Annotated in this window: 22 protein-coding genes; 6 read left to right on the top strand and 16 right to left on the bottom strand. The window is 68.1% G+C overall.

Going from position 1 to position 22,380, the window contains the following annotated elements:
* Positions 1-138: 138 nt before the first annotated feature.
* On the top strand, positions 139-564 hold the full coding sequence (locus tag PI990_RS23625; protein WP_043245217.1) for an organic hydroperoxide resistance protein: 426 nt from the start codon (positions 139-141) through the stop codon (positions 562-564).
* An 81-nt stretch (positions 565-645) separates the two neighbouring features.
* Here the strand turns inward: PI990_RS23625 and mmsB are convergent, their stop codons facing one another.
* The 6 genes from mmsB to PI990_RS23595 all read right to left on the bottom strand — a co-directional run bounded on the left by mmsB (position 646) and on the right by PI990_RS23595 (position 7,691).
* Positions 646-1,539 (bottom strand): 3-hydroxyisobutyrate dehydrogenase, encoded by an 894-nt coding sequence (gene mmsB, locus PI990_RS23620; RefSeq protein WP_271658667.1) that lies wholly within the window; start codon positions 1,537-1,539, stop codon positions 646-648.
* Between the two features lie 29 nt (positions 1,540-1,568).
* The gene (locus PI990_RS23615) at positions 1,569-2,672 is read right to left on the bottom strand and encodes an enoyl-CoA hydratase/isomerase family protein (RefSeq protein ID WP_271658666.1); all 1,104 of its coding nucleotides are present in this window, start codon (positions 2,670-2,672) and stop codon (positions 1,569-1,571) included.
* Between the two features lie 34 nt (positions 2,673-2,706).
* The gene (locus tag PI990_RS23610; RefSeq protein ID WP_271658665.1) at positions 2,707-3,525 is read right to left on the bottom strand and encodes an enoyl-CoA hydratase; all 819 of its coding nucleotides are present in this window, start codon (positions 3,523-3,525) and stop codon (positions 2,707-2,709) included.
* 10 nt (positions 3,526-3,535) lie between these two features.
* The gene (locus PI990_RS23605; protein WP_184487790.1) at positions 3,536-4,699 is read right to left on the bottom strand and encodes an isobutyryl-CoA dehydrogenase; all 1,164 of its coding nucleotides are present in this window, start codon (positions 4,697-4,699) and stop codon (positions 3,536-3,538) included.
* Positions 4,700-4,705: 6 nt separating this feature from the next.
* Positions 4,706-5,953 (bottom strand): ABC transporter substrate-binding protein, encoded by a 1,248-nt coding sequence (locus PI990_RS23600; protein ID WP_271658664.1) that lies wholly within the window; start codon positions 5,951-5,953, stop codon positions 4,706-4,708.
* Between the two features lie 244 nt (positions 5,954-6,197).
* Positions 6,198-7,691, bottom strand: coding sequence for a CoA-acylating methylmalonate-semialdehyde dehydrogenase (locus tag PI990_RS23595; protein WP_021221262.1), 1,494 nt, complete (start codon positions 7,689-7,691; stop codon positions 6,198-6,200).
* A 131-nt stretch (positions 7,692-7,822) separates the two neighbouring features.
* Here PI990_RS23595 and PI990_RS23590 point away from each other — a divergent pair, with 131 nt between their 5' ends.
* The gene (locus tag PI990_RS23590; RefSeq protein ID WP_021221261.1) at positions 7,823-8,704 is read left to right on the top strand and encodes an AraC family transcriptional regulator; all 882 of its coding nucleotides are present in this window, start codon (positions 7,823-7,825) and stop codon (positions 8,702-8,704) included.
* Positions 8,705-8,710: 6 nt separating this feature from the next.
* Here the strand turns inward: PI990_RS23590 and PI990_RS23585 are convergent, their stop codons facing one another.
* Positions 8,711-9,562, bottom strand: a complete 852-nt coding sequence (locus tag PI990_RS23585) for an HDOD domain-containing protein (RefSeq protein WP_021221260.1) — start codon at positions 9,560-9,562, stop codon at positions 8,711-8,713.
* A 124-nt stretch (positions 9,563-9,686) separates the two neighbouring features.
* Between PI990_RS23585 and ung the strand changes: the two genes are divergently transcribed.
* On the top strand, positions 9,687-10,382 hold the full coding sequence (gene ung / locus PI990_RS23580; RefSeq protein WP_043245209.1) for a uracil-DNA glycosylase: 696 nt from the start codon (positions 9,687-9,689) through the stop codon (positions 10,380-10,382).
* 108 nt (positions 10,383-10,490) lie between these two features.
* Positions 10,491-11,030, top strand: a complete 540-nt coding sequence (locus PI990_RS23575) for a hypothetical protein (RefSeq protein WP_271658663.1) — start codon at positions 10,491-10,493, stop codon at positions 11,028-11,030.
* A gap of 7 nt (positions 11,031-11,037) precedes the next feature.
* Here the strand turns inward: PI990_RS23575 and PI990_RS23570 are convergent, their stop codons facing one another.
* From PI990_RS23570 to PI990_RS23545, 6 genes are all read right to left on the bottom strand, one after another.
* Positions 11,038-11,904, bottom strand: coding sequence for a DUF6279 family lipoprotein (locus PI990_RS23570; protein ID WP_271658662.1), 867 nt, complete (start codon positions 11,902-11,904; stop codon positions 11,038-11,040).
* Between the two features lie 148 nt (positions 11,905-12,052).
* Complete coding sequence (locus tag PI990_RS23565; RefSeq protein WP_271658661.1) at positions 12,053-13,084, bottom strand: AbrB family transcriptional regulator; 1,032 nt, start codon at positions 13,082-13,084, stop codon at positions 12,053-12,055.
* A complete protein-coding gene (locus tag PI990_RS23560) occupies positions 13,077-14,591 on the bottom strand; it encodes a tripartite tricarboxylate transporter permease (RefSeq protein ID WP_021221255.1) in 1,515 nt (504 codons plus the stop codon). The genes PI990_RS23565 and PI990_RS23560 overlap by 8 nt, the downstream gene beginning before the upstream one ends.
* Before the next feature lie 4 nt (positions 14,592-14,595).
* Positions 14,596-15,051 carry a tripartite tricarboxylate transporter TctB family protein gene (locus PI990_RS23555; RefSeq protein ID WP_021221254.1) on the bottom strand — a complete coding sequence of 152 codons (456 nt, stop codon included), beginning with the start codon at positions 15,049-15,051 and terminating at the stop codon, positions 14,596-14,598.
* A gap of 72 nt (positions 15,052-15,123) precedes the next feature.
* Entirely contained in the window at positions 15,124-16,101 is a 978-nt protein-coding gene (locus PI990_RS23550) for a Bug family tripartite tricarboxylate transporter substrate binding protein (protein WP_271658660.1), read from the bottom strand.
* A gap of 31 nt (positions 16,102-16,132) precedes the next feature.
* Complete coding sequence (locus PI990_RS23545) at positions 16,133-17,398, bottom strand: OprD family porin (RefSeq protein ID WP_263403661.1); 1,266 nt, start codon at positions 17,396-17,398, stop codon at positions 16,133-16,135.
* 203 nt (positions 17,399-17,601) lie between these two features.
* Between PI990_RS23545 and PI990_RS23540 the strand changes: the two genes are divergently transcribed.
* Positions 17,602-18,273 carry a response regulator gene (locus PI990_RS23540; protein ID WP_021221251.1) on the top strand — a complete coding sequence of 224 codons (672 nt, stop codon included), beginning with the start codon at positions 17,602-17,604 and terminating at the stop codon, positions 18,271-18,273.
* Positions 18,266-19,651, top strand: a complete 1,386-nt coding sequence (locus tag PI990_RS23535) for a sensor histidine kinase (RefSeq protein ID WP_271658659.1) — start codon at positions 18,266-18,268, stop codon at positions 19,649-19,651. Before PI990_RS23540 ends, PI990_RS23535 begins: the two co-directional genes overlap by 8 nt.
* Here PI990_RS23535 and PI990_RS23530 read toward each other — a convergent pair.
* The 3 genes from PI990_RS23530 to ygfZ all read right to left on the bottom strand — a co-directional run bounded on the left by PI990_RS23530 (position 19,648) and on the right by ygfZ (position 22,290).
* Positions 19,648-20,403: a substrate-binding periplasmic protein gene (locus tag PI990_RS23530; protein WP_271658658.1), complete on the bottom strand. Its 756-nt coding sequence runs from the start codon at positions 20,401-20,403 to the stop codon at positions 19,648-19,650. The two genes, PI990_RS23535 and PI990_RS23530, sit on opposite strands and share 4 nt — an antisense overlap.
* Before the next feature lie 70 nt (positions 20,404-20,473).
* Positions 20,474-21,310 carry an HDOD domain-containing protein gene (locus PI990_RS23525; RefSeq protein WP_263403663.1) on the bottom strand — a complete coding sequence of 279 codons (837 nt, stop codon included), beginning with the start codon at positions 21,308-21,310 and terminating at the stop codon, positions 20,474-20,476.
* 38 nt (positions 21,311-21,348) lie between these two features.
* Positions 21,349-22,290 (bottom strand): CAF17-like 4Fe-4S cluster assembly/insertion protein YgfZ, encoded by a 942-nt coding sequence (gene ygfZ, locus PI990_RS23520; protein ID WP_271658657.1) that lies wholly within the window; start codon positions 22,288-22,290, stop codon positions 21,349-21,351.
* Positions 22,291-22,380 lie beyond the last annotated feature (90 nt).

Raw genomic sequence — 22,380 nt, 5'->3', positions numbered from 1 at the left:
ACACTTATTGCCAATTCTTCTTGAAATTAATATTGCGCGCAAAATAAATGCACACTAATCTTCGCTCCATGGAATCGCTTAGCGCACAAATCTACAGCGAACCAAATAACCCCCAATCGCTATCCAGAGGAATACATCATGAGCATCGAAAACGTCCTGTACCGCGCCTATGCAGAAGCCACCGGTGGCCGTGAAGGCCGCGCCATCTCCTCCGACGGCGTCCTCGACGTCTCCCTGACCACCCCGCGTGAACTGGGTGGCGCGGGCGGCGAGGGCACCAACCCCGAGCAACTGTTCGCCGCCGGTTATTCGGCCTGCTTCCTGGGTGCGATCAAGTTCGTCGGTGCCCGTGACAAGTACGCCGTTCCGGCGGACGCCTCCATCGAAGGCATCGTCGGCATCGGCGCCATCCCCACCGGCTTCGGCATCGAGGTGGAACTGCAGATCAGCCTGCCGGGCATGGATAAGGACCAGGCGCGCGAGCTGGTGGAAAAAGCCCACATCGTCTGCCCCTACTCCAACGCCACCCGCGGCAACATCGACGTCACCCTGACCCTGGTCTGAGGCGACGGTGGAATGAAAAAGGGCCCTTCGGGGCCCTTTTTGCGTTTGGGAGAAACAGCGTTCGCAGGATGGGGCGAGCGGTCAGGCCTCGGGCTCGATGAACAGCTGCTGCACCACGGAGAAGTCCTGGCGGCCCTTGCCCTGCTTGAGCAGCATCTTGTAGAGCTGCAGCGCCAGGGCGCCCATGGGGGTGCTGTTCTGGGTGAGCTGCGCGGCCTCCTGGGCCAGGCCCAGGTCCTTGGCCATCAGCTCGGCCATGAAGCCGCCCTGGTAGCCGCTACTCGCCGGTGCCGCAGCCATCACGCCGGGCCAGGGGTTGTAGCGCTCCAGCACCCAGTTGCCGCCGGAGCTCTGGCGCATGATCTCCGCCAGGGCGCTGGGGTCGAGGCCGTTGGCCACGCCCAGGGCCATGGCTTCGGCGGTGGCGATCATCTGCACCGCCAGCACCTGGTTGTTGCACACCTTGGCCACCTGGCCGGCGCCTTCGGGGCCGGCGTGGAAGATGTTCTTGCCCATGGCCGCCAGCACCGGGCGGGCCTTTTCCAGGGTGTTGCCGTCGCCGCCGACCATGAAGGTCAGGGTGCCGCCGGCGGCCCCGGCGGTGCCACCGGAAACCGGTGCGTCCAGCAGGTCGATGCCCAGCGCCTTGGCCTGGGCGTGCACCTTGCGCGCCGAGTCGGGGGCGATGGTCGAGCACTCCAGCACCAGGGTGCCGGCGCGGATGAAGGCGAGCAGGCCGTCATCGCCCAGGTACAGGCCCTCCACATGGCGGCTGGCGGGCAGCATGCTGACCACGATCTCGACGCCGGAAACGGCATCGTGGGCATCGTTGGCGGCCTTGGCACCTTCGGCCACCAGTTCGTCCACCGCGCTTTGCACCAGGTCGAAGACCTTGAGCTCATGGCCGGCCTTGAGCAGGTTGCGGGCCATTGGCAGGCCCATGTTGCCGAGGCCGATGAAGGCGATCTTTTTCATTGTTGTTCTCCTTGGCCGTTGTGGATGGGCTAGAGCGCTGCCAGCGGATGGGGGCCATCCCACACCGGCTCGAAGTGCGCCTCGATCACCGCGCGGGGGATGGCGGCGGCATCGGGCCAGTGCCAGCGCGGCGTGTTGTCCTTGTCGATCAGGCGCGCCCGCACGCCTTCGGAGAATTCCGGGTGGCGGCAGCAGTTCAGGCTCATGGCGTATTCCATGCGGAACACCTCGCCCAGGGACAGGTAGCGGGCACGGCGGATCTGCTCCCAGACCAGGTGCGCGGTGAGCGGGCAGCCGCCCGCCAGGGTCTTGGCGGCGCGGGCGATGAGGGCGTCATCGTCGTGCTGCAGCGCGGTGATGGCCTTCCAGGCGGTCGGCAGGTCGGCCACGTCCAGCAGCGCGTCGATGCGCGCCCGGCGGGGCAGCCACTGGGCCGCCGGCAACTGGCCGCGGGCCTGGTGTTCCAGGGACTGCAGCAGGCTGGTGAGCTGCGCGCCGGCCTGCTCGCGCCAGTTCAGCTGCACCAGGCCGTCGAGCAGCTCGGCTTGCTGGTCTTCCAGCAGGAAGCGGTCGGCGAGACCCAGGTCCAGGGCGTCGTGGGCGTTGATGGCGCTGGCGGTGAGGCCGAGGAACAGCCCCAGGCGGCCGGGCAGGCGGGCGAGGAACCAGCTGCCGCCGACGTCCGGGTACAGGCCGATGTTGATCTCCGGCATGCCCAGACGGCTGGAGGGGGTGACGATGCGGATGGCGGCGCCCTGCATCAGGCCCATGCCGCCGCCCAGCACATGGCCGTGGGCCCAGCAGATCAGCGGCTTGGAGTAGGTGTGGATGCGGTGGTCGAGGCGGTACTCGTCGGCGAAGAAGCGCGCCGCCAGCGGGGGCACCTCGCCGGGGTGCTCGCGGCAGGCCTCCACCAGCTTGCGCACATCGCCGCCGGCGCAGAAGGCGCGCGGGCCGTTGCCGCGCAGCAGCACGCAGACGACCTCCGGGTTGCTTTCCCATTCCTGCAGCCGGGCGTCGAGGGCCTCGATCATTGGCAGGCTCAGGGCGTTGAGGCTGGCTTCGGCATCGAGGCTGGCGATGCCGATGCGGGCGCCGTGCAGGCCGACGCGTTCTTCGAACTGGATATTCATCACTTCTCCCAACGGGTGTCTTCGGGCTAGCGGCTCAGCGGTTGCGCCATTGCGGGTCGCGCTTCTCGAGGAAGGCGTTGACCCCTTCGCGGGTGTCCTCGGCGTCGAACAGGTCGACGAAGCGCTCGCGCTCCTCCGGCAACCAGGTGTTCGGCCCGCGCTGGCGCGCGCCTTCGATCAGCGGCTTGATGGTGCGCACCGCCACCGGGCTTTGCCGCGCCACCTTGGCGGCCAGCAGCAGGGCGGCGCCGCGCGCCTCGCCGGTGTCCACCACCTGTTCCACCAGGCCGATGCGCAGGGCGGTTTCCGCGTCCACGCGCTCGTCGCAGAGGATCATGCGCTTGGCCCAGCCTTCGCCCACCAGCCAGGACAGCGCCTGGGTGCCGCCGGCGCAGGGCAGCAGGCCCACGGCCGCCTCGGGCAGGGCCATCAGCGATTGCCGTTCGGCGATGCGCAGGTCGCAGGCCAGGGCACATTCCAGGCCGCCGCCCATGGCGTAGCCGTTGATCGCGGCGATGGACACGCCACGGAAGTCGCGCAGGGTTTCGAAGGCTTCGCCGAAGCGCCGGGCCATCTCGCGGGCGCGGGCCTTGTCGCCGTCGGCGAAGAGGTTGAGGTCGGCGCCGGCGCTGAAGAACTTCGGTCCCTGGCCGGTCACCACCAGGGCGTAGACGTCGTCGTCGCGGTTGAGGTGCTCGACCACCTGCTTGAGGCCGATCAACGAGTCGCGGTCCCAGGTGTTGGCCGGCGGGTGGTTGATGGTGATCAGCGCGGTGTGCCCGTGCTTTTCCACGGTGAGCTTGTGGGTCAGGTCGAAAACGCCGGCTTGGTACGGCTCTACGGCAGTGCTCATGGAGTGCTCCTTACAACAGGCGGTCGATGCTGCCGCCCTGTTCCAGTAAACGGCGCGCCACGATGACGCGCATGATCTCGTTGGTGCCTTCGAGTATCTGGTGCACACGGGTGTCGCGCACCCAGCGCTCCAGAGGGTAGTCATTCAGATAGCCATAGCCACCATGGAGTTGCAGTGCATCGTTGCAGATGTCGAAGCACTGGTCGGTGGCGAAGCGCTTGGCCATGGCGCAGTAGAGGCTGGCCTCGGCGTGGCGATGGTCCAGGCGGTGCGCCGCCAGGCGCACCATCTGCCGGCTGGCGGTGAGCGCGGTGAGCATGTCGGCGAGCTTGAACTGCAGGGCCTGGAACTCAGCCAGGGGTTTGCCGAACTGCTTGCGCTCCTCGACGTAGCGCAGGCTCTGCTCCAGCGCCGCCTGGCCTGCGCCCAGGGAGCAGCTGGCGATGTTCAGGCGGCCGCCGTCCAGGCCCTTCATGGCGTAGACGAAGCCCTGGCCTTCCGGGCCGATGCGGTTGCCGGCGGGGATACGCACGCCCTCGAAGGTGATGGTGCGGGTGGGCTGGGCGCGCCAGCCCATCTTGTCTTCGTTGCGCCCGTAGCGGATGCCCTCGGCGTCGGCCGGCACCAGGAAGCAGGAGATGCCCTTGGCGCCGTCTTCGCCGGTGCGTGCCATGACGATCAGCACCTGGGTGCTGCCGGCCCCGGAGATGAAGCACTTGCTGCCGTCCAGCACGTAGTGCTCGCCATTGCGGCGTGCACGGGTGCGCAGGTGGGCGGCGTCGGAGCCGGCATCCGGCTCGGTGAGGCAATAGGACGCCAGGTGCTCGCCGCTGATCAGCCCCGGCAGCCAGCGCGCCTTGAGGTCGGTGTCGCCGAAGGAGGCGAGCATCCAGGCGGCCATGTTGTGGATGGTCAGGTAGGCGGTGGTGGCGACGCAGCCGGCGGCGAGCTGTTCGAAGATCAGCGAGGCGGACAGGCGCGAGAGGCCCAGCCCGCCGTCGTCCTCGGCGATGTACAGGCCCAGGTAGCCCTGCTCGGCGGCGCGGCGGATCACTTCCACCGGGAAGTGGTGGTCACGGTCCCAGTCCGCTGCGTTCGGCGCCAGCTCGTGGCGGGTGAAGGCGGCGGCGCTGTGTACCAGCAGGCGCTGTTCATCACTGAGTTCGAAGTCCATGGCGTCTCATTGCAAGGTCGGGGGTTGGTTGCCGGCACGCCGTTCGGCCTGCCAGTCGGCGAGGCTGGGCAGGGCGCTGCTGGCGTCGAGGCGGTCGACGATTTCGAAGTAGTCCTGCTTGAGCGGGTCCTTGAGCACCTCGTCACGGGTCTTCACCCGCACGGCATAGACCGTCTGCAGGTTCTGGTGATCGAAGGGACGCCACTGCTGCTCGTCCTTCAGCAGGCTGTATGTATGGCCTTCCAGCGCCTTGATCAGTGCCTCGCTGCTGAGGCTGCCGCTGCGTTTGGCGGCATCGGCCCATTGCTGGACGATGCTGTAGGCCGAGGCGGCGGAGCTGGAGGGGTACATCTGGTAGCGGGCCTTGAAGGCTTCGACGAAGGCCATGCCGCGCTGGGATTTCTCCAGGGCCGGCACGCGCCAGGTCCAGGGTTCGGTACCGAGCACGCCTTGCATCAGGTCAGGGCCGGCCTGCTCGATGATGCCCTGGGTGAGGTTCGGCGCGACGATCTGCATGCGTTCGGTCAGGCCCATGTCCTTGGCGATGCGCATGGCGCGCACCAGGTCTTCGCCGAACAGCACCAGGGCCAGCACCTGGGCGTCGCTGGCGGCGGCCTGGGTCAGGGCGTCCTGGTAGTCGGTGAGACGTGCGCCGGGGAAGGGCACGTGCACGCCGGCGTGACGGGCAGGGTCCTGGCTGGCGGTGGCCTGGCGTAGCGAGGCTTCGGTGGTGTGGCCCCAGGTGTAGTCGGCGGTGACATAGAAATAGCGTTTGTCGGGCAGGGTCTTGTTCAGGTACTGGCCGAGCACCTTGGCGCTCATCCAGGCGTTGTTGCACTCGCGGAACATGTAGCGATGGCCGTTCTTGCCGGTGGTGTCGTTGGAGTAGGTGAGGGTGCCGAAGTACAGCAGGCCGTGGTCACGGGCACGTTCGCCGGCGGCGATGGCCACCGCGCTGGAGGCCCCGCCGAAGAGCATCACCGCGCCTTCGGCGGCCAGCTTGTCGACGTTCTTCACCGCTTTCTCCGGGCGTGAGGCGGAATCCTTGCCGGACAGGCGCAAGGGGCGGCCGAGCACCCCGCCGGTGGCGTTGAGCTCGTCGATGGCCAGCAGGGCTCCACGCATCTGCGCCAATCCCTCTTCCTTGTATGAGCCGGTGCGCGGGTAGTTGAGCCCCAGGGTGATGGGCTCAGCGGCCTGCGCACAGGCGGTGATTCCGGCCCAGAGGGCCAGAGTGGCAGTCAATCGGCGCATTGCAGTTCTCCTTGTTGTTGTGGAAGAACCTTTTACGCCGCTCGTTTGTGGGGTGAGATCGTCTTTTGGTCTAACAGGCTGTTGAAAAACTAACTGCGTTGCCGCTGCGGCGTTGAAAACGCCCTCAAAATGCTCATTTACCCCATGTAAACTGCGCTTTTTCGGCCGTTTTCGCCTTGCATCAGCTGCCTCGTCTACGTTTTTCAACGGCCTGTTCAAACTGTTAACAGGGCCGACGCACTTCTCACTTCAACTGAATGGTCATGTTCGGCCCGCTCACGGGGCTGTCGTCGAACCAGCGGCTGGTGACCGTCTTGGTCTCGGTGTAGAAGCGCACCGCCTGTTTGCCGTAGGCATGCAGGTCGCCGTAGAAGGAGCCCTTCCAGCCGGTGAAGGAGAAGAATGGCAGCGGCACCGGGATCGGCACGTTGATGCCCACCTGGCCCACTTCCACCGCATGCTGGAAGTGCCGTGCGGCGCCGCCGGAACGGGTGAAGATGCTGGTGCCGTTGCCGTAGGGGCTGGCGTTGACCAGCTCGATGGCGGCGTTGAGGTCGTCCACCTCCATGCAGGCCAGCACCGGGCCGAAGATCTCTTCGCGGTACAGGCCCATCTTCGTGGTCACGCCGCGGAACAGGGTCGGGCCCAGCCAGTTGCCGTCGGGGAAGCCCGCCACTTCGCAGTGGGAGCCGTCCAGCAGGCAGTCGGCGCCTTCGGCCTTGCCCTCGGCGATCAGCCGTTGCACGCGTTGCTTGGCCTGCTGGCTGATCAGCGGGCCGTAGGCGGCGTGGGCGTCCTGCCAGTGGCCGGGCTTGAGCTCGGCCATCTGCGCGGCCAGCTCGGGGATCCACTCCCGCGCCGCGCCGACGAACACCGCCACGCTGATGGCCATGCAGCGCTGGCCGGCGGCGCCGCAACTGGCGCCCAGCAGGTTGCTGAGGACCTGGTCCTTGTTGGCGTCGGGCATGATCACCATGTGGTTCTTGGCGCCGGCGAAGGCCTGCACGCGCTTCAGGTGCGCGGTGCCGGTGCGGTAGATGTGCTGGCCCACCGGCACCGAGCCGACGAAGGAGATGGCGCGGATGTCCGGGTGGGTGAGCAGGGCGTCCACCTGCTCGCGGCCACCGTGCAGCACCTGCAGCACGCCCTTGGGCGCGCCGGCTTCGAGGAACAGCTCGGCGAGGCGGTTGGGGGTCAGCGGGTCCTGCTCGGACGGCTTGAGGATGAAGGTGTTGCCGCAGGCGATGGCCAGGGGAAACATCCACAGCGGGATCATCGCCGGGAAGTTGAAGGGGGTGATGCCGACGCACACGCCCAGGGGCTGGACCCAGCTGGCGGTGTCGATCTCGCGGGCCACGTTCTCCACCGTCTCGCCCATCATCAGGCTGGCGATGTTGGCGGCGTGCTCAGCCACCTCGATGCCGCGCCAGACGTCGCCCTTGGCATCGGCGAAGGTCTTGCCGGTCTCGCTGGCGAGGATTTCGGCCAGCTCGTCGTGGTGCTCCTTGAGCAGGTGCTGGTAGCGCAGCATCAGCCGCGCCCGTTCCGACACCGGCACCTCGCGCCAACTGGTGAAGGCCTGCTTGGCGCTGGCGATGGCAGCCTCGATTTCCTCGGGCGTTGCCTTGGGCGCCAGGGCCAGCACGGCCTGGGTCGCGGGATCGGTGACTTCGATCAGCTCGCGGGAGCGGCTGTCGCGCCATTCGCCGTCGATGAGTTGCGGAATCGTCCTGGTCATCTCGTCCTCCACCCGTGCCGGGCGTCTTGTTGTTTTCTTGTCGTTATAGCGGCGCGCACGGCAGATGTGGATTGACGATCTTGTTGCCTGGATGGACGATCTTGTGATTGCAGGCCCAGACAAGAACAACCATGAGCCGCTCCGTGGAAACCTCCAACTGGCCGCTGCCGGCCAATGGCGTGCGCTTCACCACGCCACCGCGCCTGCGCCGCCTGCTGGCGCGTAACCCGCTGACGGCGGGCTGTTACCCCCTGGCCCTGGGCTTCTACCCGGAGGCTGGCGGGCACCGCATGCTGCGCCTGGCGCCGGACGATCACCTGCTCATCTACTGCCGTGCCGGCCAGGGCTGGCTGGAGACCGGGGATGGACGATTGGACGTGGTCGGCGGCGACCTGCTGCTGCTGCCCAAGGGGCGCATGCATGCCTACGGCGCCGATCCGCAGCGGCCCTGGAGCATCTATTGGGTGCACTTCGAAGGGGAGTTGGTGGAGGACTTCCTGCGCCCCCTGGGCCCGGCCGGGCTGCGTCGCATCGGTGCCCAGCCGCGCCTGCTGGCGGATTTCGACGCCTTGCTGGGGCTGCGCCGCCACGGGCTCAACCCGCTGCATTTCGTCCACGCCGCCCATCAACTGCAGACGCTGCTGACCTCGCTCGCCGTGCTGCCGGCGCGCGGGGTGCTGAAGTCCGGGCGCGTGCTGGACATCGACGCGGTGCAGGCGGTGATGCGCGCGCACTTGCACGACAGCCTCAACCTCGACCAGCTGGCGGCGCAGTTCAAGCTGTCGCGCTTTCACTTCGCCAAGACCTACCGCGCGCTGACCGGGCATGCGCCGATCCAGGATTTCATCCAGTTGAAGATGGCCCACGCTTGTCGCCTGCTCGACGAAGGCGAGCAGGGCATCCGCCAGATCGCCGAGCAACTGGGCTACGAGGACGTCTATTACTTCTCGCGGCTGTTCCGCAAGGTGGTGGGCATGGCGCCCAGCCATTACCGGGCGCTGCACCAGGGCTGATGCGATTCAGGCGTGGCCCTTGCCGCCGAGCAGCTTGAACCAGAAGCCCACCTCGCTGGCGAGCTCCGCGCGTACCGCCTCCGGCGGCAGGCTGTCGAGGCGTTCCCCCAGCAGGCGCTGCCAGGCGGGTAGCTGCACCAGCTGCTCATCGTCGAGTTCCCGCGCGGCCAACTGGCGGGCCACCTGCACCACGTCCACCAAGTCCGCCGAGCCCTTGTGCGCGCGGCACCAGTCGCTGCGGTTGCGCGCGCAGTCGATGAGCAGCGGCGGCAGCTTCCAGCTGGTGAGCACGATCACCCCGATGTCGGCGGAGAGCTGGTCGCAGAGACGCTGCAGCTCGCTCTCCTCGCGGGGGACCTCCGGCCAGCGCTCCAGTTCGTCGAGCAACGGCAGGCTGCCGATGTCCTGCACCAGGCCGGCGAGCAGGGCATCTTCCAGGGGCAGGCGCGTGAGCAACTGGGCCAGGCAGGCGCTGTGGGCGGCGCAGAGCAGGGCGGCATTCCAGCGGGTGCGGAAGACCTTCTGCAGGGCCGGGTCCTGGCTGGTGAACAGGTGCTGGATGGCGAAGCTGAGCACCAGGTTGTTCAGGCGCTGCATGCCCAGGCGCGCGATCACCTCCTGCAGGTTCACGCCCTGGCGCAGGTTGCGCAGCATCGGGGTCTCGGCGAATTGCAGCAGGTAGGCGGCGAGCGGCGGGTTGCTGTGCAGCAGGCGGGTGACCTGTTCCAGCGAGGCGTGCTCGGATGCCAGCAGCTTGCGCAGGCGCAGCGAGGTTTCCGGCATCTGCGGCACCTTGGCGTTGCCCTTGAGGAAGCTGCTGTAGAGCGAGAACTTCAGGCCATCGTGGCGGTTGTCCATCGGATGCGATCTCCTTGTCCTCCTTGATTGACAAGAGTAGAGGGCATTTTTTAGGGTGCCCGACCATTGAGCGGCCTTCGCCCGCCTCATCCGCGCTGGAAGGCGCTAGAGAACTGGAAGAGAGATGACCGAGACCGTTGATCGGATAAAGCTCGAAGCGGGTTGGAAAGAGGCCCTGCGTGACGAGTTCGACAAGCCCTACATGAAGGCGCTGGGCGAGTTCCTGCGCGCCGAGAAGGCCGCCGGCAAGGTGGTGTTCCCGCCCGGCCCGATGATTTTCAACGCGCTGAACTCCACGCCGCTGGACGAGGTGAAGGTGGTGATCATCGGCCAGGACCCTTATCACGGCCCCGGCCAGGCCCATGGCCTGTGCTTCTCGGTGCAGCCGGGCGTGCCCATCCCGCCGTCGCTGCTGAACATCTACAAGGAGCTCAAGCGCGACCTGAACATCGACATGCCCGACCACGGCCATTTGCAGAGCTGGGCCGAGCAGGGCGTGCTGCTGCTCAACACCTCCCTGACCGTGGAGCAGGCCCGGGCCGGTTCCCACGCCAACCAGGGCTGGCAGCCCTTCACCGACCGAGTGATAGAGGTCGTCAGCGCGCACCAGCCGAACCTGGTGTTCCTGCTCTGGGGCGCCCACGCGCAGAGCAAGCAGCGCCTGATCGACTCCACCAAGCACCTGGTGCTGCGTTCCGCCCACCCCTCGCCGCTGTCGGCCTACCGCGGCTTCCTCGGCAACGGCCACTTCAGCCGCTGCAACAAGTTCCTCGAGCAGCACGGCCTGGCGCCCATCGATTGGAGCGTGCCGCCGCTCTGACGCCGCTGGCGCATGGCGTCACGCGCTTTGGCGCGAGCCGCCATGCGCCGGGTTATCCCCGCGCTGTAGCCTGCCGTGCATCTCTAGCGACTCACGACAGGACGCCCCATGCCCGCTTCCACCCCGATGCTGATCCTCCATGTCGGCGGCGAGCTGCTGCTGGCCAGCGCCTGCCTCCTGGCCGCCTGGCTCCACGGCCGCGAGCGCCAGGGCTGGCGGGCGGCGGGCTTCGTCTCCATGGCCCTGGCGGCGCTGGCAGGGGCGGTGCTCTATGCAGGCTTCAGCGCCGTCGACGACCTGCACCGCCAGTTGGCCTTCGTCTCCTCGCGCATTGGCTTGCCGCTGATAGCGTTCGTCTGGCTGCAGGGGGCGCCGCGTCACCTGGCGCTGCTGGCCCTGGCGGCGGCGATGCTGCTGGTGCCGCCCCCTGTCGCGCCGGTGGGCAACGCGCTGGCCCTGGTGGCGCTGGCCTGGCCGGGGCGTTCCCGGCGCTGGGCGCTGGCGGTGGCCGGTTCGCTGGCCTTCCTGCTGGCGGGGCTGGTGATCGGTGCCCAGGGCGACTGGCTCGGGATTCCCCGGGTCGACCTGTTCCACCTGTGCCTGGCCACGGCAGTGCTGGCCTGGATCGGCGCGCGCCTGCGCGGCTGAGGTGGATTCAGGCCGTCGGGCACTGCAACTGGCGGATGTCCTGCTGCAGGTCGTGCAGGCGGCTGCGCAGGCGCTCGCGCTGGCTGGCGCTGGATGCATTGAACAGATCGGCGAGCAACTGCGACAGGGTCACCTGCCCGCGCTCAAAGTGCGCCCGGTAGGCGTCGCTCCAGAAGGCTTCGCGGTCCTGCAGCAGCGCCGCGACGCGCGGTGCGAAATCCTGGCTGTCGCGCTCGGCGAGGGCGCTGCGCAGGGCTGATTGCCAGAGCCTGCGGTTATCCACCCACAACAGGTTGCTGTCGCCGAGGCTTTCGGCCCAGGCATCCACTTTCGCCTGCTGCTGCGCGGAGAGCATGCCGAACCAGGGCTTGAGGCGTTTCTCCATGCGTTCGCGGCGCTGCTCGACCTGTTCGTCACGCGGGGTCAGGTGCTCCTTGCGCAGCTTGCGTTCCTTCTCGTCCAGCGAGGCGTCCAGTTCCTCCACCTGCTCGGGGTCGAGCCCCTGCAGCAGCGAAACGCTGGTGGGGGTGATCTCCACGGCGACGGCGTCGATGGCCTCCTTGAACCCCTGCATGTGCTCGAGCAGTTGCCCGGCATCCAGCCGCTCGGCCTGGCCCAGGGTTTCCACCTCCTGCAGCCAGGCGGCGTAGCGCGGCAACTGGGTGCTGCAGTGCCAGCGCAGGTGCGCCTGAATGCGCGGTTCCAGCCAGGCGCGCTGGGCCTTGTGCAGGCTGACGTAGTCGCCGATGGACCAGGGGATCAGCCAGTCGAGGTTGCGGTAGGCGAGGTCCAGGCGGCTGCAGGCGCCGAGAAGCAGCAGCGCCGCGAAGAGCGGCAGCCAGCGGAGGGGAGCGAGGGCGCGCGGACGCGGCATGGGATCACCGTGGGCGGCAGGGCATGGCCAAGAGGATAGGACAGGGCCCCCGCCAAGCGGAGCGTGGGGACATATCCGTTAATCAAATGGCCGCCCCTCGTGGGAGCCAATCCATTCGCGATACGGCCTCGCTGTACTGGGTGCCCACCTACGGGCGGGCGCGCTGGCGCCAGCGGCGGTACACGGGCTCGGCGAGGAACAGCACCAGCAGCAGGCGCAGCACCTGCAGGGCGGTGACCAGGGGGACGGAGAGCTGCAGCGTCTCGGCGGTGAGGCTCATCTCGGCGATGCCGCCGGGCATCATGCCCAGGGTCAGCGAGCGAATGTCCAGGGCGGTGAGCCAGCCCAGGCCGAGGGCGCAGAGGGTGGCGGCGCCGATCATCAGTGCGGTGCCCAGCAGGGTACGGGCGAGGAAGCAGGGGGCGCGGCGGAAGAAGGCCCGGTCGAAGTGGCAGCCCAGGCCGCTGCCGATCAGCAGCTGGCCGACCTGGCTGGCGCCGGGGGGCAGGCCCAGGTGCAGGTCGTAGAGGATGCTGGCGGTGGCACTGACCAGCAGCGGTCCGAACAGCCAGGGGTTGGGCTGGCGCAGGCGTTGCCAGAGCAGCGCCAGCAGCCCACCGGCCGGCACCAGCAGGGCCAGCCAGGCCCAATCCACCGGGGCGACCGGGTGCAGCGCCGGGCCGTCGCCCAGCAGCAGCTTGAACACCGCCGGCACGCAGAGCACCACGGCCACCACGCGCAGGCTCTGCCCGGCCGCCACGCGGCTGGGGGAGGCGCCGTTGCGCAGGCCGAGGTTGACCATTTCCCCGGAGCCGCCGGGCATGCTGGAGAAGAAGGCGGTGGCCGGGTCTTCCCCGGTGCGCCGCAGCAGCCACACGGCGGCGGCGCTGGAGAGGGTGGTGAACAGCGCGCCGAAGAGGATCAGCCAGAAGTGCGCCAGCACCTGCTCCACCACGGCAGGGGAGAAGTGCAGGCCGATGCCGATGCCGATGATCCATTGCCCGGTCTTGCGGCCCCCTGGCAGATCACGGATCTGCCAGGGGGTGGTGCAGCGGAACAGGATGACCGCCACCAGGGCGCCGATCATCCAGGGCAGCGGCCAGTGGGCGAGGCTGGCCAGCAGCCCGCCCACCGCGCCCACCAGCGGGGTGGCCCACCAGGCGCGCCAGCCCTCAGGCACCGGCCAGGGCCTTGCGCTGGGCGCTGCGGCGGCGCCAGATGCGCACCAGCGGCAGGGCCAGCATCACCAGCACCAGGGCCCAGGTGCCGAGGGTGATGGGGCTGGACCAGAGGATGCCCAGCTCACCGTTGGAGATGGACAGCGCACGGCGCAGGTTCTGCTCCATCAGCCCGCCGAGGATGAAGCCCAGCAGCAGCGGCGAGAGGGGGAAGTCCAGCTTGCGCAGGATGTAGCCGAAGATGCCGATGGCGACCATCAGGAACAGGTCGAAGGTGGTGGCGTGCACGGCGTAGACGCCGATGGAGGTGATGATGGCGATCACCGGCACCAGCACCCAGTTGGGCACGTTGAGGATGCGGGTGAACAACCGGATCATCGGGATGTTGAGGATCACCAGCATGAGGTTGGCGATGAACAGCGAGGCGATCAGGCCCCAGACGATGTCCGGTTGCTGCTGGAACAGCATCGGGCCGGGGGTGATGTTGTAGAGCGTCAGCGCGCCGATCATCACCGCGGTGGTGCCGGAGCCGGGAACGCCAAGGGTCAGCATCGGCACCATGGCGCCGCAGGCGGAGGCGCCGATGGCGGTTTCCGGTGCCGCCAGGCCGCGCATGTCGCCCTTGCCGAACGTGCCGCTGTCGCCGGCCAGCTTCTTCTCGGTCATGTAGGCCACGGCGCTGGCCAGGGTGGCGCCAGCACCCGGCAGCACGCCGAGGATGAAGCCCATGACCCCGCAGCGCAGGTTGACCACGGCCACCGAAGCGGCCTCCTTGACGTTGAACAGCATGCGCCCGGTGGCCTTCACCGCAACGTGGCCATGGTGGGTCTTCTCCAGCAGCAGGAGGATCTCGCTCACCGAGAACAGGCCCAGCACCAGCACCACGAACTGGATGCCGTCGGCGACGTGGATGCTGTCGAAGGTGAAGCGGTACACGCCGCTGTTGGCGTCGATGCCGATGGTGGAGAGGAACAGGCCGAGCAGGGCGGCGATGAAGGTCTTCATCGGCCGGTCGCCGGCCATGCCGCCCAGGGCGACGATGGCGAAGACCATGAGCACGAAGTACTCCGCCGGGCCGAAGGCGATGGCCCACTTGGCCAGCAGCGGGGCGAACAGCACCATGCCGCAGGTGGCGATGAAGGCGCCGATGAAGGAGCTCCAGGCCGACAGCGACAGGGCCACACCGGCCAGGCCCTGGCGGGCCATGGGGTAGCCGTCGAGGGTGGTCATCACGGTGGAGGCTTCACCGGGGATGTTGAGCAGGATGGAGCTGATGCGCCCACCGTATTCGCAGCCCAGGTAGACGGCGGCGAGGAGGATCAGCGCCGACTCCGGCGGCAGGCCGAGGGCGAAGGCCACCGGAATCAGCAGGGCCACGCCGTTGATCGGGCCGAGGCCCGGCAGCAGGCCGACGATGGTGCCGATGAGGGTGCCCACCAGCGCAGTGACCAGATTGTAGGGGGAAAGGGCAACGCCGAAGCCCTGGCCCAGGTAGCTCAAGGTTTCCATGTCATCACTCCAGGAAGTCGAGGACGCCCAGCGGCAGCGGCACGTCGAGGGTCTTGTCGAACAGCAGGTAGAGGCCGACGCTGATCAGCAGCGCGGCGATGGCGCTGGGCAGCCAGCGACCGCCGTAGAGGCGCGCCATGAAGACGCCGACGAGGCTGCTGGAGAGGATGAAGCCCAGCGGCTCGAAGAGCCCGGCGTAGACCAGCAGCAGCGCGATGCACGCGGCCACCTTGCGCAGGCTGGCGGCGTCCAGCGGCTGCTCGTCGTGCGTGTGCGCCACCGGGGTGGGGCGCAGCGTCAGCCAGACCAGCGCGGCGGCCATCAGCCCCAGCATCAGCAGGGGGAAGGCGCGCGGGCCGACCGGCTCGTAGGAGAAGGCGGCGTGGTAGTCCCAGGCCAGCACGGCAAAAACCAGGCATGCAGCGAGCCAGCCCAGACTGAACAGGCGTTGAAAAAGCATGGTGAATTCCTCGCGGATCGAAGGCGCGGAGGGCCGGCTGGCGGGGCGCTCAGCCGGCTGCGGCGGTGAGCCTTACTGGGTCAGGCCGAATTCCTGGGCCATCTGCTTGTACTGGGCGACGCGCGTTTTCACGTAGGCGTCCAGTTCCGGGCCGGTCATGGCGAAGGGGAACAGCTCGCGCTGGTCGCGCAGCTTGGCGAAGTCCTCGGAGGCCAGCAGCTGGTCGAAGGCGGCCTTCCACCAGGCGTAGTCCTCGTCGCTGACCTTGGGCCCGAGGTAGAAGCCACGCACCACCGGCCAGCTGATGTCGTAGCCCTGTTCCTTGGCGGTGGGGATGTTGGCCTTGTCCTCACCCGGCAGGCGTTCGTCGGAGAGCACGGCGAGGATGCGCATGTTGCCGGCGAGGATGTGCGGCATGGAGTCGGAGATGTCGGTACTGCCCACCTGGATGTGCCCGCCGAGCAGCGCGGTGGCGATCTCGCCGCCGCCTTCCAGGGCCACGTAGCGCAGGTTGCGTGGGTCGATACCGGCGGCCTTGGCCAGTAGCGCGGTCTGCATCCAGTCCTGGCTGCCGACGGTGCCGGAGGAGCCGATCACCACCTTGCCCGGGTCGGCCTTGAGGGCTTTGACCAGGTCGTCGAGGTTCTTGTAGGGCGAGTCGTTGCGCACGGCGATGGCGCCGTAGCTGGTGCCGATGCCGGCCAGCCAGCGCACGGCGTTCTCGTCGAAGCGGCCGAACTTGCCCTGGGCGAGGTTGAGCAGCGAGCCGCTGGACCAGGCGGTGAGGGTGCCGGCGTCACCGGGGCGCTGGGCGACCACGGCGTTGTAGGCCACCGCGCCGACGCCGCCGGGCATGTAGGTGACGCGCATCGGCTTGCTCAGCAGCTTGGCGTCCATCAGGGCGCTTTGCGCCAGCTTGCAGGTGAGGTCGAAGCCGCCGCCGGGCGCGGCCGGGGCGATGCACTCGGGGCGCTTGGGCTCAGCCAGCAACTGGCTGGAGAGCAGCAGGCAGGATGCGGCGAGGGCGAGGCGGGTGAGAGTGATCTTCATCGGGGGTTCTCCTGTGGAGTCTTATTGTGGATCACCAGATCGGCAGGGCGTAGCTGACGATCAGGCGCAGCTCGTCCGCGTCACGGGCGAAGTTGGAACGGAAGCCGGCGTGGCGGGCGCGGAAGGTGAGGTCCTTGAGCGTGCCACTCTGCACCACGTACTTGAATTCGACGTCGCGCTCCCATTCGCGGCCTTCCTCGGCGCTGTTGGTGACCTCGGCGTTGTCGCTGGTGATGTAGCGGGTCATGAAGCTCAGGCCGGGCACACCCATGGCGGCGAAGTCCAGGTCGTAGCGGGCCTGCCAGGAACGCTGGTCGGCGTTGGCGAAGTCGTTGATCTGCACGAAGTTGACCAGGAAGGGGTCGGTGCCATCGATGTAGGCGAAGCCGGTGTCGCCGCTCATGCGCTGGTAGCCGAGGCCGACCTTGTGGCTGCCCTGGCCGTAGCTGAGCATGCCGTTGAGGGCGCGGTTGTCCACCTTGCCGGCGTCGGCGCGGCCGCTGTCGTCGCTGATGGCGTAGCGCAGGTCGGCGCTGAGGGTGCCGCTGCCCAGGGGCTGGCTGGCCAGCAGGCCGAAGAAGTGCTGGCGGTAGACGTCGTCCAGCTCGGCGAAGTAGTAGCGCCCGGTGAGCTGCTTGCTGAAGGCGTAGTCGGCGCCGGCCAGGTCGAAGTGCGAGCCGCTGGCACCGCTGGCGAAGCGGCGGTTCTTGTTGTTCAGGGCGAGGTCTTCGGAGTTGGTCGAGGCGCGGTCCTTGACCTCGCGCAGGCGGCCACCGTTGAAGGTCAGGCCGTCGAGTTCCTTGGAAGTCAGCAGGCCGCCCTCGAACACCTGGGGCAGGATGCGGCTGTCGCTGGCCTTGACCACCGGCAGCTCGGGGATGTGGCTGCCCAGGCGCAGCTCGCTCTTGGAGAAACGCACCTTGGCGGTGAGGCCGAGCTTGCCGTATTCGTCCGGGGTGCCGCCGTCGTCCTGCACCGGCAGCAGGTCGGTGCCGCTCTGGCCGCGACCGGAGTCGAGCTTGATACCGAGCATGCCGAGGGCGTCCAGGCCGAAGCCGACGGTGCCTTCGGTGTAGCCGGATTCGATGTTGAGGATGAAACCCTGGGCCCATTCGTCGCGGCGAGACTGGCCGTCGCCATCGCGGAAGTCGCGGTTCAGGTAGATGTTGCGGGCTTCGAGGGTCGCCGTGCTGTCCTTGATGAAGTCAGCCTGGGCGAAGGGGGCCAGGGTGCAGCCGGCGATGGCTAGGGTGAGGGTGCGAACAGGCGGCAGCGCCTGCCGGGAGGCAGTGAGCATCGTTGGTCTCCAATTCTTGTTTTTGTTAGCGCGGGCCCGACCATGAGCCTGCGTCTGTGGGTGGTTCTTGCCACCCTGGCCGGATGCTAGGGGGTGAAACTTTCGCCAGCCTTTCAGCGTGAAAGAAATCCCGCGTGCCATTCACAGCGGCTTTCGGGCCGTTACACTTCAGCCCGATCGCCGTTCTCCGGAGTACCCCCGCCTTGCGAATCCTGCTGGTCGAAGACCACCCCCAACTGGCCGAGAGCATCGCCCAGGCCTTCAAGGCCGTGGGCTGGACGGTGGACGTGCTGCACGACGGCGTGGCGGCCGACCTGGCCCTGGCCAGCGAGGATTACGCCCTGGCGGTGCTCGATGTGGGGCTGCCACGCCTGGACGGTTTCGAGGTGCTGGCGCGCCTGCGCGGGCGTGGCAAGACCCTGCCGGTGCTGATGCTGACCGCGCGCGGCGAGGTGAAGGACCGGGTGCACGGCCTCAACCTGGGAGCGGACGACTACCTGGCCAAGCCCTTCGAGCTCACCGAGCTGGAGGCACGGGTCAAGGCGCTGTTGCGGCGCAGCGTGCTCGGCGGCGAACAGCAGCAGCGCTGCGGGCCCCTGCTTTATGACCTGGGGACGCGGCGCTTCAGCCTGGACGACGAGGTGCTGACCCTGACCTCCCGCGAGCAGGCGGTGCTGGAGGTGCTGATCGCCCGGCCCGGTCGGGTGATGAGCAAGGAGCAGCTGGCTTCCCAGGTGTTCGGCCTGGACCAGGACGCCAGCCCCGACGCCATCGAGATCTACATCCACCGCCTGCGCAAGAAGCTCGAAGGCAGCGCGGTGCGCATCGTCACCTTCCGTGGCCTGGGCTACCTGCTGGAACACCAGGATGCGTGAAGCCGGCAGCCTGCGGGGGCGGCTGCTGCGGCGCCTGGCGGCGCTGCTGGCGATGCTGCTGGTGATCGTCAGCATGAGCGCCTACTGGAGCGCCCGCGATGCCGCCGACACCGCCTATGACCGCACGCTGCTGGCCTCGGCGCGGGCCATCTCCGCCGGGCTCTACGAGGCGGATGGCCGGCTCAAGGCCGATGTGCCCTATGTGGCCCTGGATACCTTCGCCTACGACAGCGCGGGGCGCATCTTCTACCAGGTGACCGATATCGAGGGGAAACTGGTTTCCGGCTACGAGAACCTGCCCGGCCCGCCGAAGGGTACGCCGCGTACCGACGACTACCCGGCCCTGGCGCGTTTCTACGACGCGCGCTACGACGGCGTCGACGTGCGCGTGGTGAGCCTGCTGCGGCCGGTGAGCGAGGAGAGCATCAACGGCATGGCGGAGATCCGCGTGGCCGAGACCGAGGAGGCCCGCGAGCGCCTCGCCCGCGGCCTGCTGGTGGACAGCCTGTGGCGCCTGGCAGTGATGTCGCTGGCGGCCCTGGCCCTGGTGTGGCTGGTGGTGAGCGCCGCCCTGCGCCCGCTGAACCAGCTGCGCAATGCCGTGGAAGAGCGCCAGGCCGACGACCTGCGGCCACTGCCGGTGGTGGCGGTGCAGACCGAGCTGAAGCCACTGGTGGATGCACTGAACCAGTTCACCGAGCGTCTGCGCGGCTTGTTCCAGCGCCAGGCCGACTTTATCGCCGATGCCTCCCACGAATTGCGCACGCCGCTGGCGGCGCTAAAGGCTCGGGTGGAGCTGGGGTTGCGCGAGCGGGAGCCCGCGCAGTGGTATCGCACCCTGGAGGACACCGCCGCCAACACCGACCGGCTGACCCATCTGGCCAACCAGCTGTTGTCCCTGGCGCGCATCGAGAGCGGCGCGCGGGCCATCGCCGAGGGAGGGGCCGAGCGCATCGAGCTGGGCGCCCTGGCCCGCGAGCTGGGCATGGCCCTGGCGCCGCTGGCCCATGCGCGGGGCATCGCCCTGGCCCTGGAGGCGGAGGACATGGCCTGGGTGATGGGCGAGCCGACGCTGCTCAACGAACTGCTCAGCAACTTGGTGGACAACGCCCTGGCCCACACGCCCAAGGGCGGCAATGTGACCCTGCGGGTGCTCGCGCCGGCTGTGCTGGAGGTGGAGGACGATGGCAGCGGCATCCCCGCCGAGGACCGCGACAAGGTGTTCGAGCGCTTCTACCGGCGATCGCCGCAGGTCAGTGGCGCGGGGCTGGGCCTGGCGATAGTCGGGGAAATTTGCCGGGCGCACCTGGCGGACATCAGCCTGCATGACGGCGCCTCGGGTGGCTTGCGGGTGCGAGTCAGCTTTCCGCCGGCCTAGGGCAGCATGCTCAGCGGTTGTTGGGCTTCGAGCAGGTAGCGGGCGACCTTGCCGCTCTCGCGCAGGCGTGCCAGGCCCTGGTTGAAACGCGCCATGCGCTCGGCGTTGGCCGGATCGGCACGAGATAACAGCAGGTGCAGGGAGTCGCTGCGCAGCGGACGGGCATGGAAGCTGACACGAGCACGCTCGGCGCTGGTGAAGTTGTCCTGGAGCATGGCGATGGCGACGATCTTGTCCACCGGGAACACGTCGATGCGCCCGGCCAGCAGCATGCGCAGGCCCTGTTCCTCGCTGGGCAGGCGCTGCACCTTGAGGCGGCCCTCGCGTTCGGCACGCTGGAAGGCTTCGCCATAGTCGTAGCCGAGGGTGGCGCCGAAGCGCAGCTGGGCGAGGTCGTCGACCTGTTGCCAGTCGAGCGGCAGGTCCTTGCGGTGGAACAGGTAGTAGCCGCTTTCGATCACCGGTTCGCTGACGAAGAAGTGCTGGTCGCGCTCGGGGCTGCGTAGCCAGACCGCGCTACCGTCGCGTTCGCCGCGCTCGGCCAGGCGCAGGGCCCGGGCCCAGGGGTAGAACTCCCAGCGCACGTCGATCCCTTCCAAGGCGAAGGCTTCGGCGACGATGCGCGAGGCGACGCCCTGGTAGGGCAGCTTCTCGCCGAGATAGGGCGCCCATTCACCGTTGGTGAGGCGCAGCTCCTGGGCGGTGCAGAGGCCGCCCAGGCAGAGGGAGAGGAACAGGAGGAGGGTGCGCATCCGTTACATCCTTGAACTCCGGAATGCCCGGAGTCTAGTGGGGTTTTCGCGGATGCGCGTTACCGCCGTATTACTGCAGCATGCCCATGGCCGCTTCCATGGCGGCGGAGAGGTCCTCGTCGGCCTGCATGTCCACCTGCGGGTCGAGGCCCAGCTTGGCGAACGCCGGGATCTGGCTCCAGTCCAGCTGGGTGTAGGGGTGCTCGCTGCCCAGGTAGCTCTGCAGGGTGGCGACCTGGACGATATCGACGTAGTCGACCTTGGGCGAGTTGCGGGTGAAGTCGAGGAACTGGCTCGGCACCTGGGCGATCGGCTCGGGGAATTCCCAGGCCCGCAGGATGCGGTCGCCGATGACCGGGTGGATGCGCTCGATCACGTGGTTGAGGCTGATGGAGTCGGCCAGCAGCTCGTAGTGCTCCTCGGCGTAGGTGAGGATCGGCAGCACGCCGATCTGGTGCACCAGGCCGGCCAGGGTCGCCTGGTCCGGGGCGAGGCGGGTGTAGTGGCGGCAGAGTACGTGGCAGATGCCGGCGATCTCGGTGCTTTTGTTCCACACTTCGCGCATCTTGCGGTCGACCACGTCGGAGGTGGCCTGGAACATCTGCTCCATGGCCAGGCCGGTGGCCAGGTTGCAGGTGTAGTTGATCCCCAGGCGGCTGATGGCCATCTGCAGGTCGGTGATTTCCTTGTTGGTGCGCAGCAGCGGGCTGTTGACCACCTTGATGATGCGCGCGGTGAGGGCGGCATCGTTGCCGATCACCTTCGACAGGGCGGGGATGCTGACATCCGGGTCCTCGGCGGCTTCGCGCACCTTGAGGGCGACCTCGGGGAGGGTCGGCAGGACCAGCTCGTCGTTGTCGATGGCGCTGATCAGTTCTTGCTGGACGCGTTCTGCGAGTTTGCTCATGGATGCTCTCTTGGAAAAAAGGGACGGGTCGGTGCTGTCTAGCGCTGAATCTCGCGGTCGGCATCCAGTACGTAAGGCAGGTTCAGCAGAGTCAGGGCGGGGCCATCGGCCGCACCCAGGTGGATCCGTCCGTCATTCACCGCATCTTCCTGGAGCACGGCGAGCAATTCGAATCCGTTTTCTGCCGGGGCCGCCAGCACCACTTCGCCCACGCTGCTCTGGTGCACCGGGGAGAAGAGTTCGGCGCCCGGCTGCGGGCGTTCCCCGGCGGGCAGGGCAAGGCGCTGCAGGCGGCGCTTGAGCTTGCCCAGGTACTGCATGCGGGCGACGATTTCCTGCCCGGTGTAGCAGCCCTTCTTGAAGCTGACGCCACCGACCGCCTGGAGGTTGATCATCTGCGGGATGAACAGCTCGCGGGTGGCGGCGAAGACCTGGCCGATGCCGGCGCGGACCTGGCCGAGCAGCCAGGCGTCCAGCGGCGCCTCGGACAGGTCGGCGGCGAGGCGCGCGTGCAGGGCGTCGGCCTGGCCACGTGGTGCCCAGAGTTCGCTGCGGCCATCGGACAGGCGCAGGGCGATCAGACCATTGGCACGGGCCAGGCTGTCGGCTTCCGGCGGCAGTTCGAGGCCCAGGCCTTGCAGCACGGTGTCACCACCGGCGAGGCCGAAGCGCACCCAGTCGCTGCTTTCATCGGCGAGGGTGGACTTGGAGAATACTGCGTACTTTTTCAGGTCGGCCAGTTGTGCATCCAGCAGGGCAGCGTCGAGCGCCAGCAGGTAGCCGTCGCCTTCGGAAAGAATGCGGAAGCTGGAGACCATGCGGCCCTTGGGGGTGCAGCGGGCGCCGAGGCTGGCGGTCTTGTCGTCGAGGTAGGCGAGGTTGCAGGTGACCTGGCCCTGGAGGAACTTGGCGGCGTCCACGCCACGGACGGCGAGCAGGCCTTCGTGGGTGAGCGGGCAGAAGAATGCTGAGTCGGCCATTGGATATCGCAGGAATTGAGGTCCGGAGCGTCATGATAGAGCCCGGCATCCCCGTTGTCAGCGGGTGCCGCATGCCGCTCGGGCCGTTAT

This window comes from Pseudomonas sp. TUM22785, assembly GCF_028198105.1.
GTDB lineage: Bacteria > Pseudomonadota > Gammaproteobacteria > Pseudomonadales > Pseudomonadaceae > Metapseudomonas > Metapseudomonas solani.
Note: the sequence above shows the minus strand (reverse complement) of the source record. Positions and strands in the feature narration are given on the sequence as shown.

What these genes read in the sequence shown, in the direction of transcription:
- PI990_RS23625 (WP_043245217.1), top strand. Translation starts at nt 139, where the DNA reads ATGAGCATCGAAAACGTCCTGTACCGCGCCTATGCAGAAGCCACCGGT.
- mmsB (WP_271658667.1), bottom strand. Translation starts at nt 1,539, where the DNA reads ATGAAAAAGATCGCCTTCATCGGCCTCGGCAACATGGGCCTGCCAATG.
- PI990_RS23615 (WP_271658666.1), bottom strand. Translation starts at nt 2,672, where the DNA reads ATGAATATCCAGTTCGAAGAACGCGTCGGCCTGCACGGCGCCCGCATC.
- PI990_RS23610 (WP_271658665.1), bottom strand. Translation starts at nt 3,525, where the DNA reads ATGAGCACTGCCGTAGAGCCGTACCAAGCCGGCGTTTTCGACCTGACC.
- PI990_RS23605 (WP_184487790.1), bottom strand. Translation starts at nt 4,699, where the DNA reads ATGGACTTCGAACTCAGTGATGAACAGCGCCTGCTGGTACACAGCGCC.
- PI990_RS23600 (WP_271658664.1), bottom strand. Translation starts at nt 5,953, where the DNA reads ATGCGCCGATTGACTGCCACTCTGGCCCTCTGGGCCGGAATCACCGCC.
- PI990_RS23595 (WP_021221262.1), bottom strand. Translation starts at nt 7,691, where the DNA reads ATGACCAGGACGATTCCGCAACTCATCGACGGCGAATGGCGCGACAGC.
- PI990_RS23590 (WP_021221261.1), top strand. Translation starts at nt 7,823, where the DNA reads ATGAGCCGCTCCGTGGAAACCTCCAACTGGCCGCTGCCGGCCAATGGC.
- PI990_RS23585 (WP_021221260.1), bottom strand. Translation starts at nt 9,562, where the DNA reads ATGGACAACCGCCACGATGGCCTGAAGTTCTCGCTCTACAGCAGCTTC.
- ung (WP_043245209.1), top strand. Translation starts at nt 9,687, where the DNA reads ATGACCGAGACCGTTGATCGGATAAAGCTCGAAGCGGGTTGGAAAGAG.
- PI990_RS23575 (WP_271658663.1), top strand. Translation starts at nt 10,491, where the DNA reads ATGCCCGCTTCCACCCCGATGCTGATCCTCCATGTCGGCGGCGAGCTG.
- PI990_RS23570 (WP_271658662.1), bottom strand. Translation starts at nt 11,904, where the DNA reads ATGCCGCGTCCGCGCGCCCTCGCTCCCCTCCGCTGGCTGCCGCTCTTC.
- PI990_RS23560 (WP_021221255.1), bottom strand. Translation starts at nt 14,591, where the DNA reads ATGGAAACCTTGAGCTACCTGGGCCAGGGCTTCGGCGTTGCCCTTTCC.
- PI990_RS23555 (WP_021221254.1), bottom strand. Translation starts at nt 15,051, where the DNA reads ATGCTTTTTCAACGCCTGTTCAGTCTGGGCTGGCTCGCTGCATGCCTG.
- PI990_RS23550 (WP_271658660.1), bottom strand. Translation starts at nt 16,101, where the DNA reads ATGAAGATCACTCTCACCCGCCTCGCCCTCGCCGCATCCTGCCTGCTG.
- PI990_RS23545 (WP_263403661.1), bottom strand. Translation starts at nt 17,398, where the DNA reads ATGCTCACTGCCTCCCGGCAGGCGCTGCCGCCTGTTCGCACCCTCACC.
- PI990_RS23535 (WP_271658659.1), top strand. Translation starts at nt 18,266, where the DNA reads ATGCGTGAAGCCGGCAGCCTGCGGGGGCGGCTGCTGCGGCGCCTGGCG.
- PI990_RS23530 (WP_271658658.1), bottom strand. Translation starts at nt 20,403, where the DNA reads ATGCGCACCCTCCTCCTGTTCCTCTCCCTCTGCCTGGGCGGCCTCTGC.
- PI990_RS23525 (WP_263403663.1), bottom strand. Translation starts at nt 21,310, where the DNA reads ATGAGCAAACTCGCAGAACGCGTCCAGCAAGAACTGATCAGCGCCATC.
- ygfZ (WP_271658657.1), bottom strand. Translation starts at nt 22,290, where the DNA reads ATGGCCGACTCAGCATTCTTCTGCCCGCTCACCCACGAAGGCCTGCTC.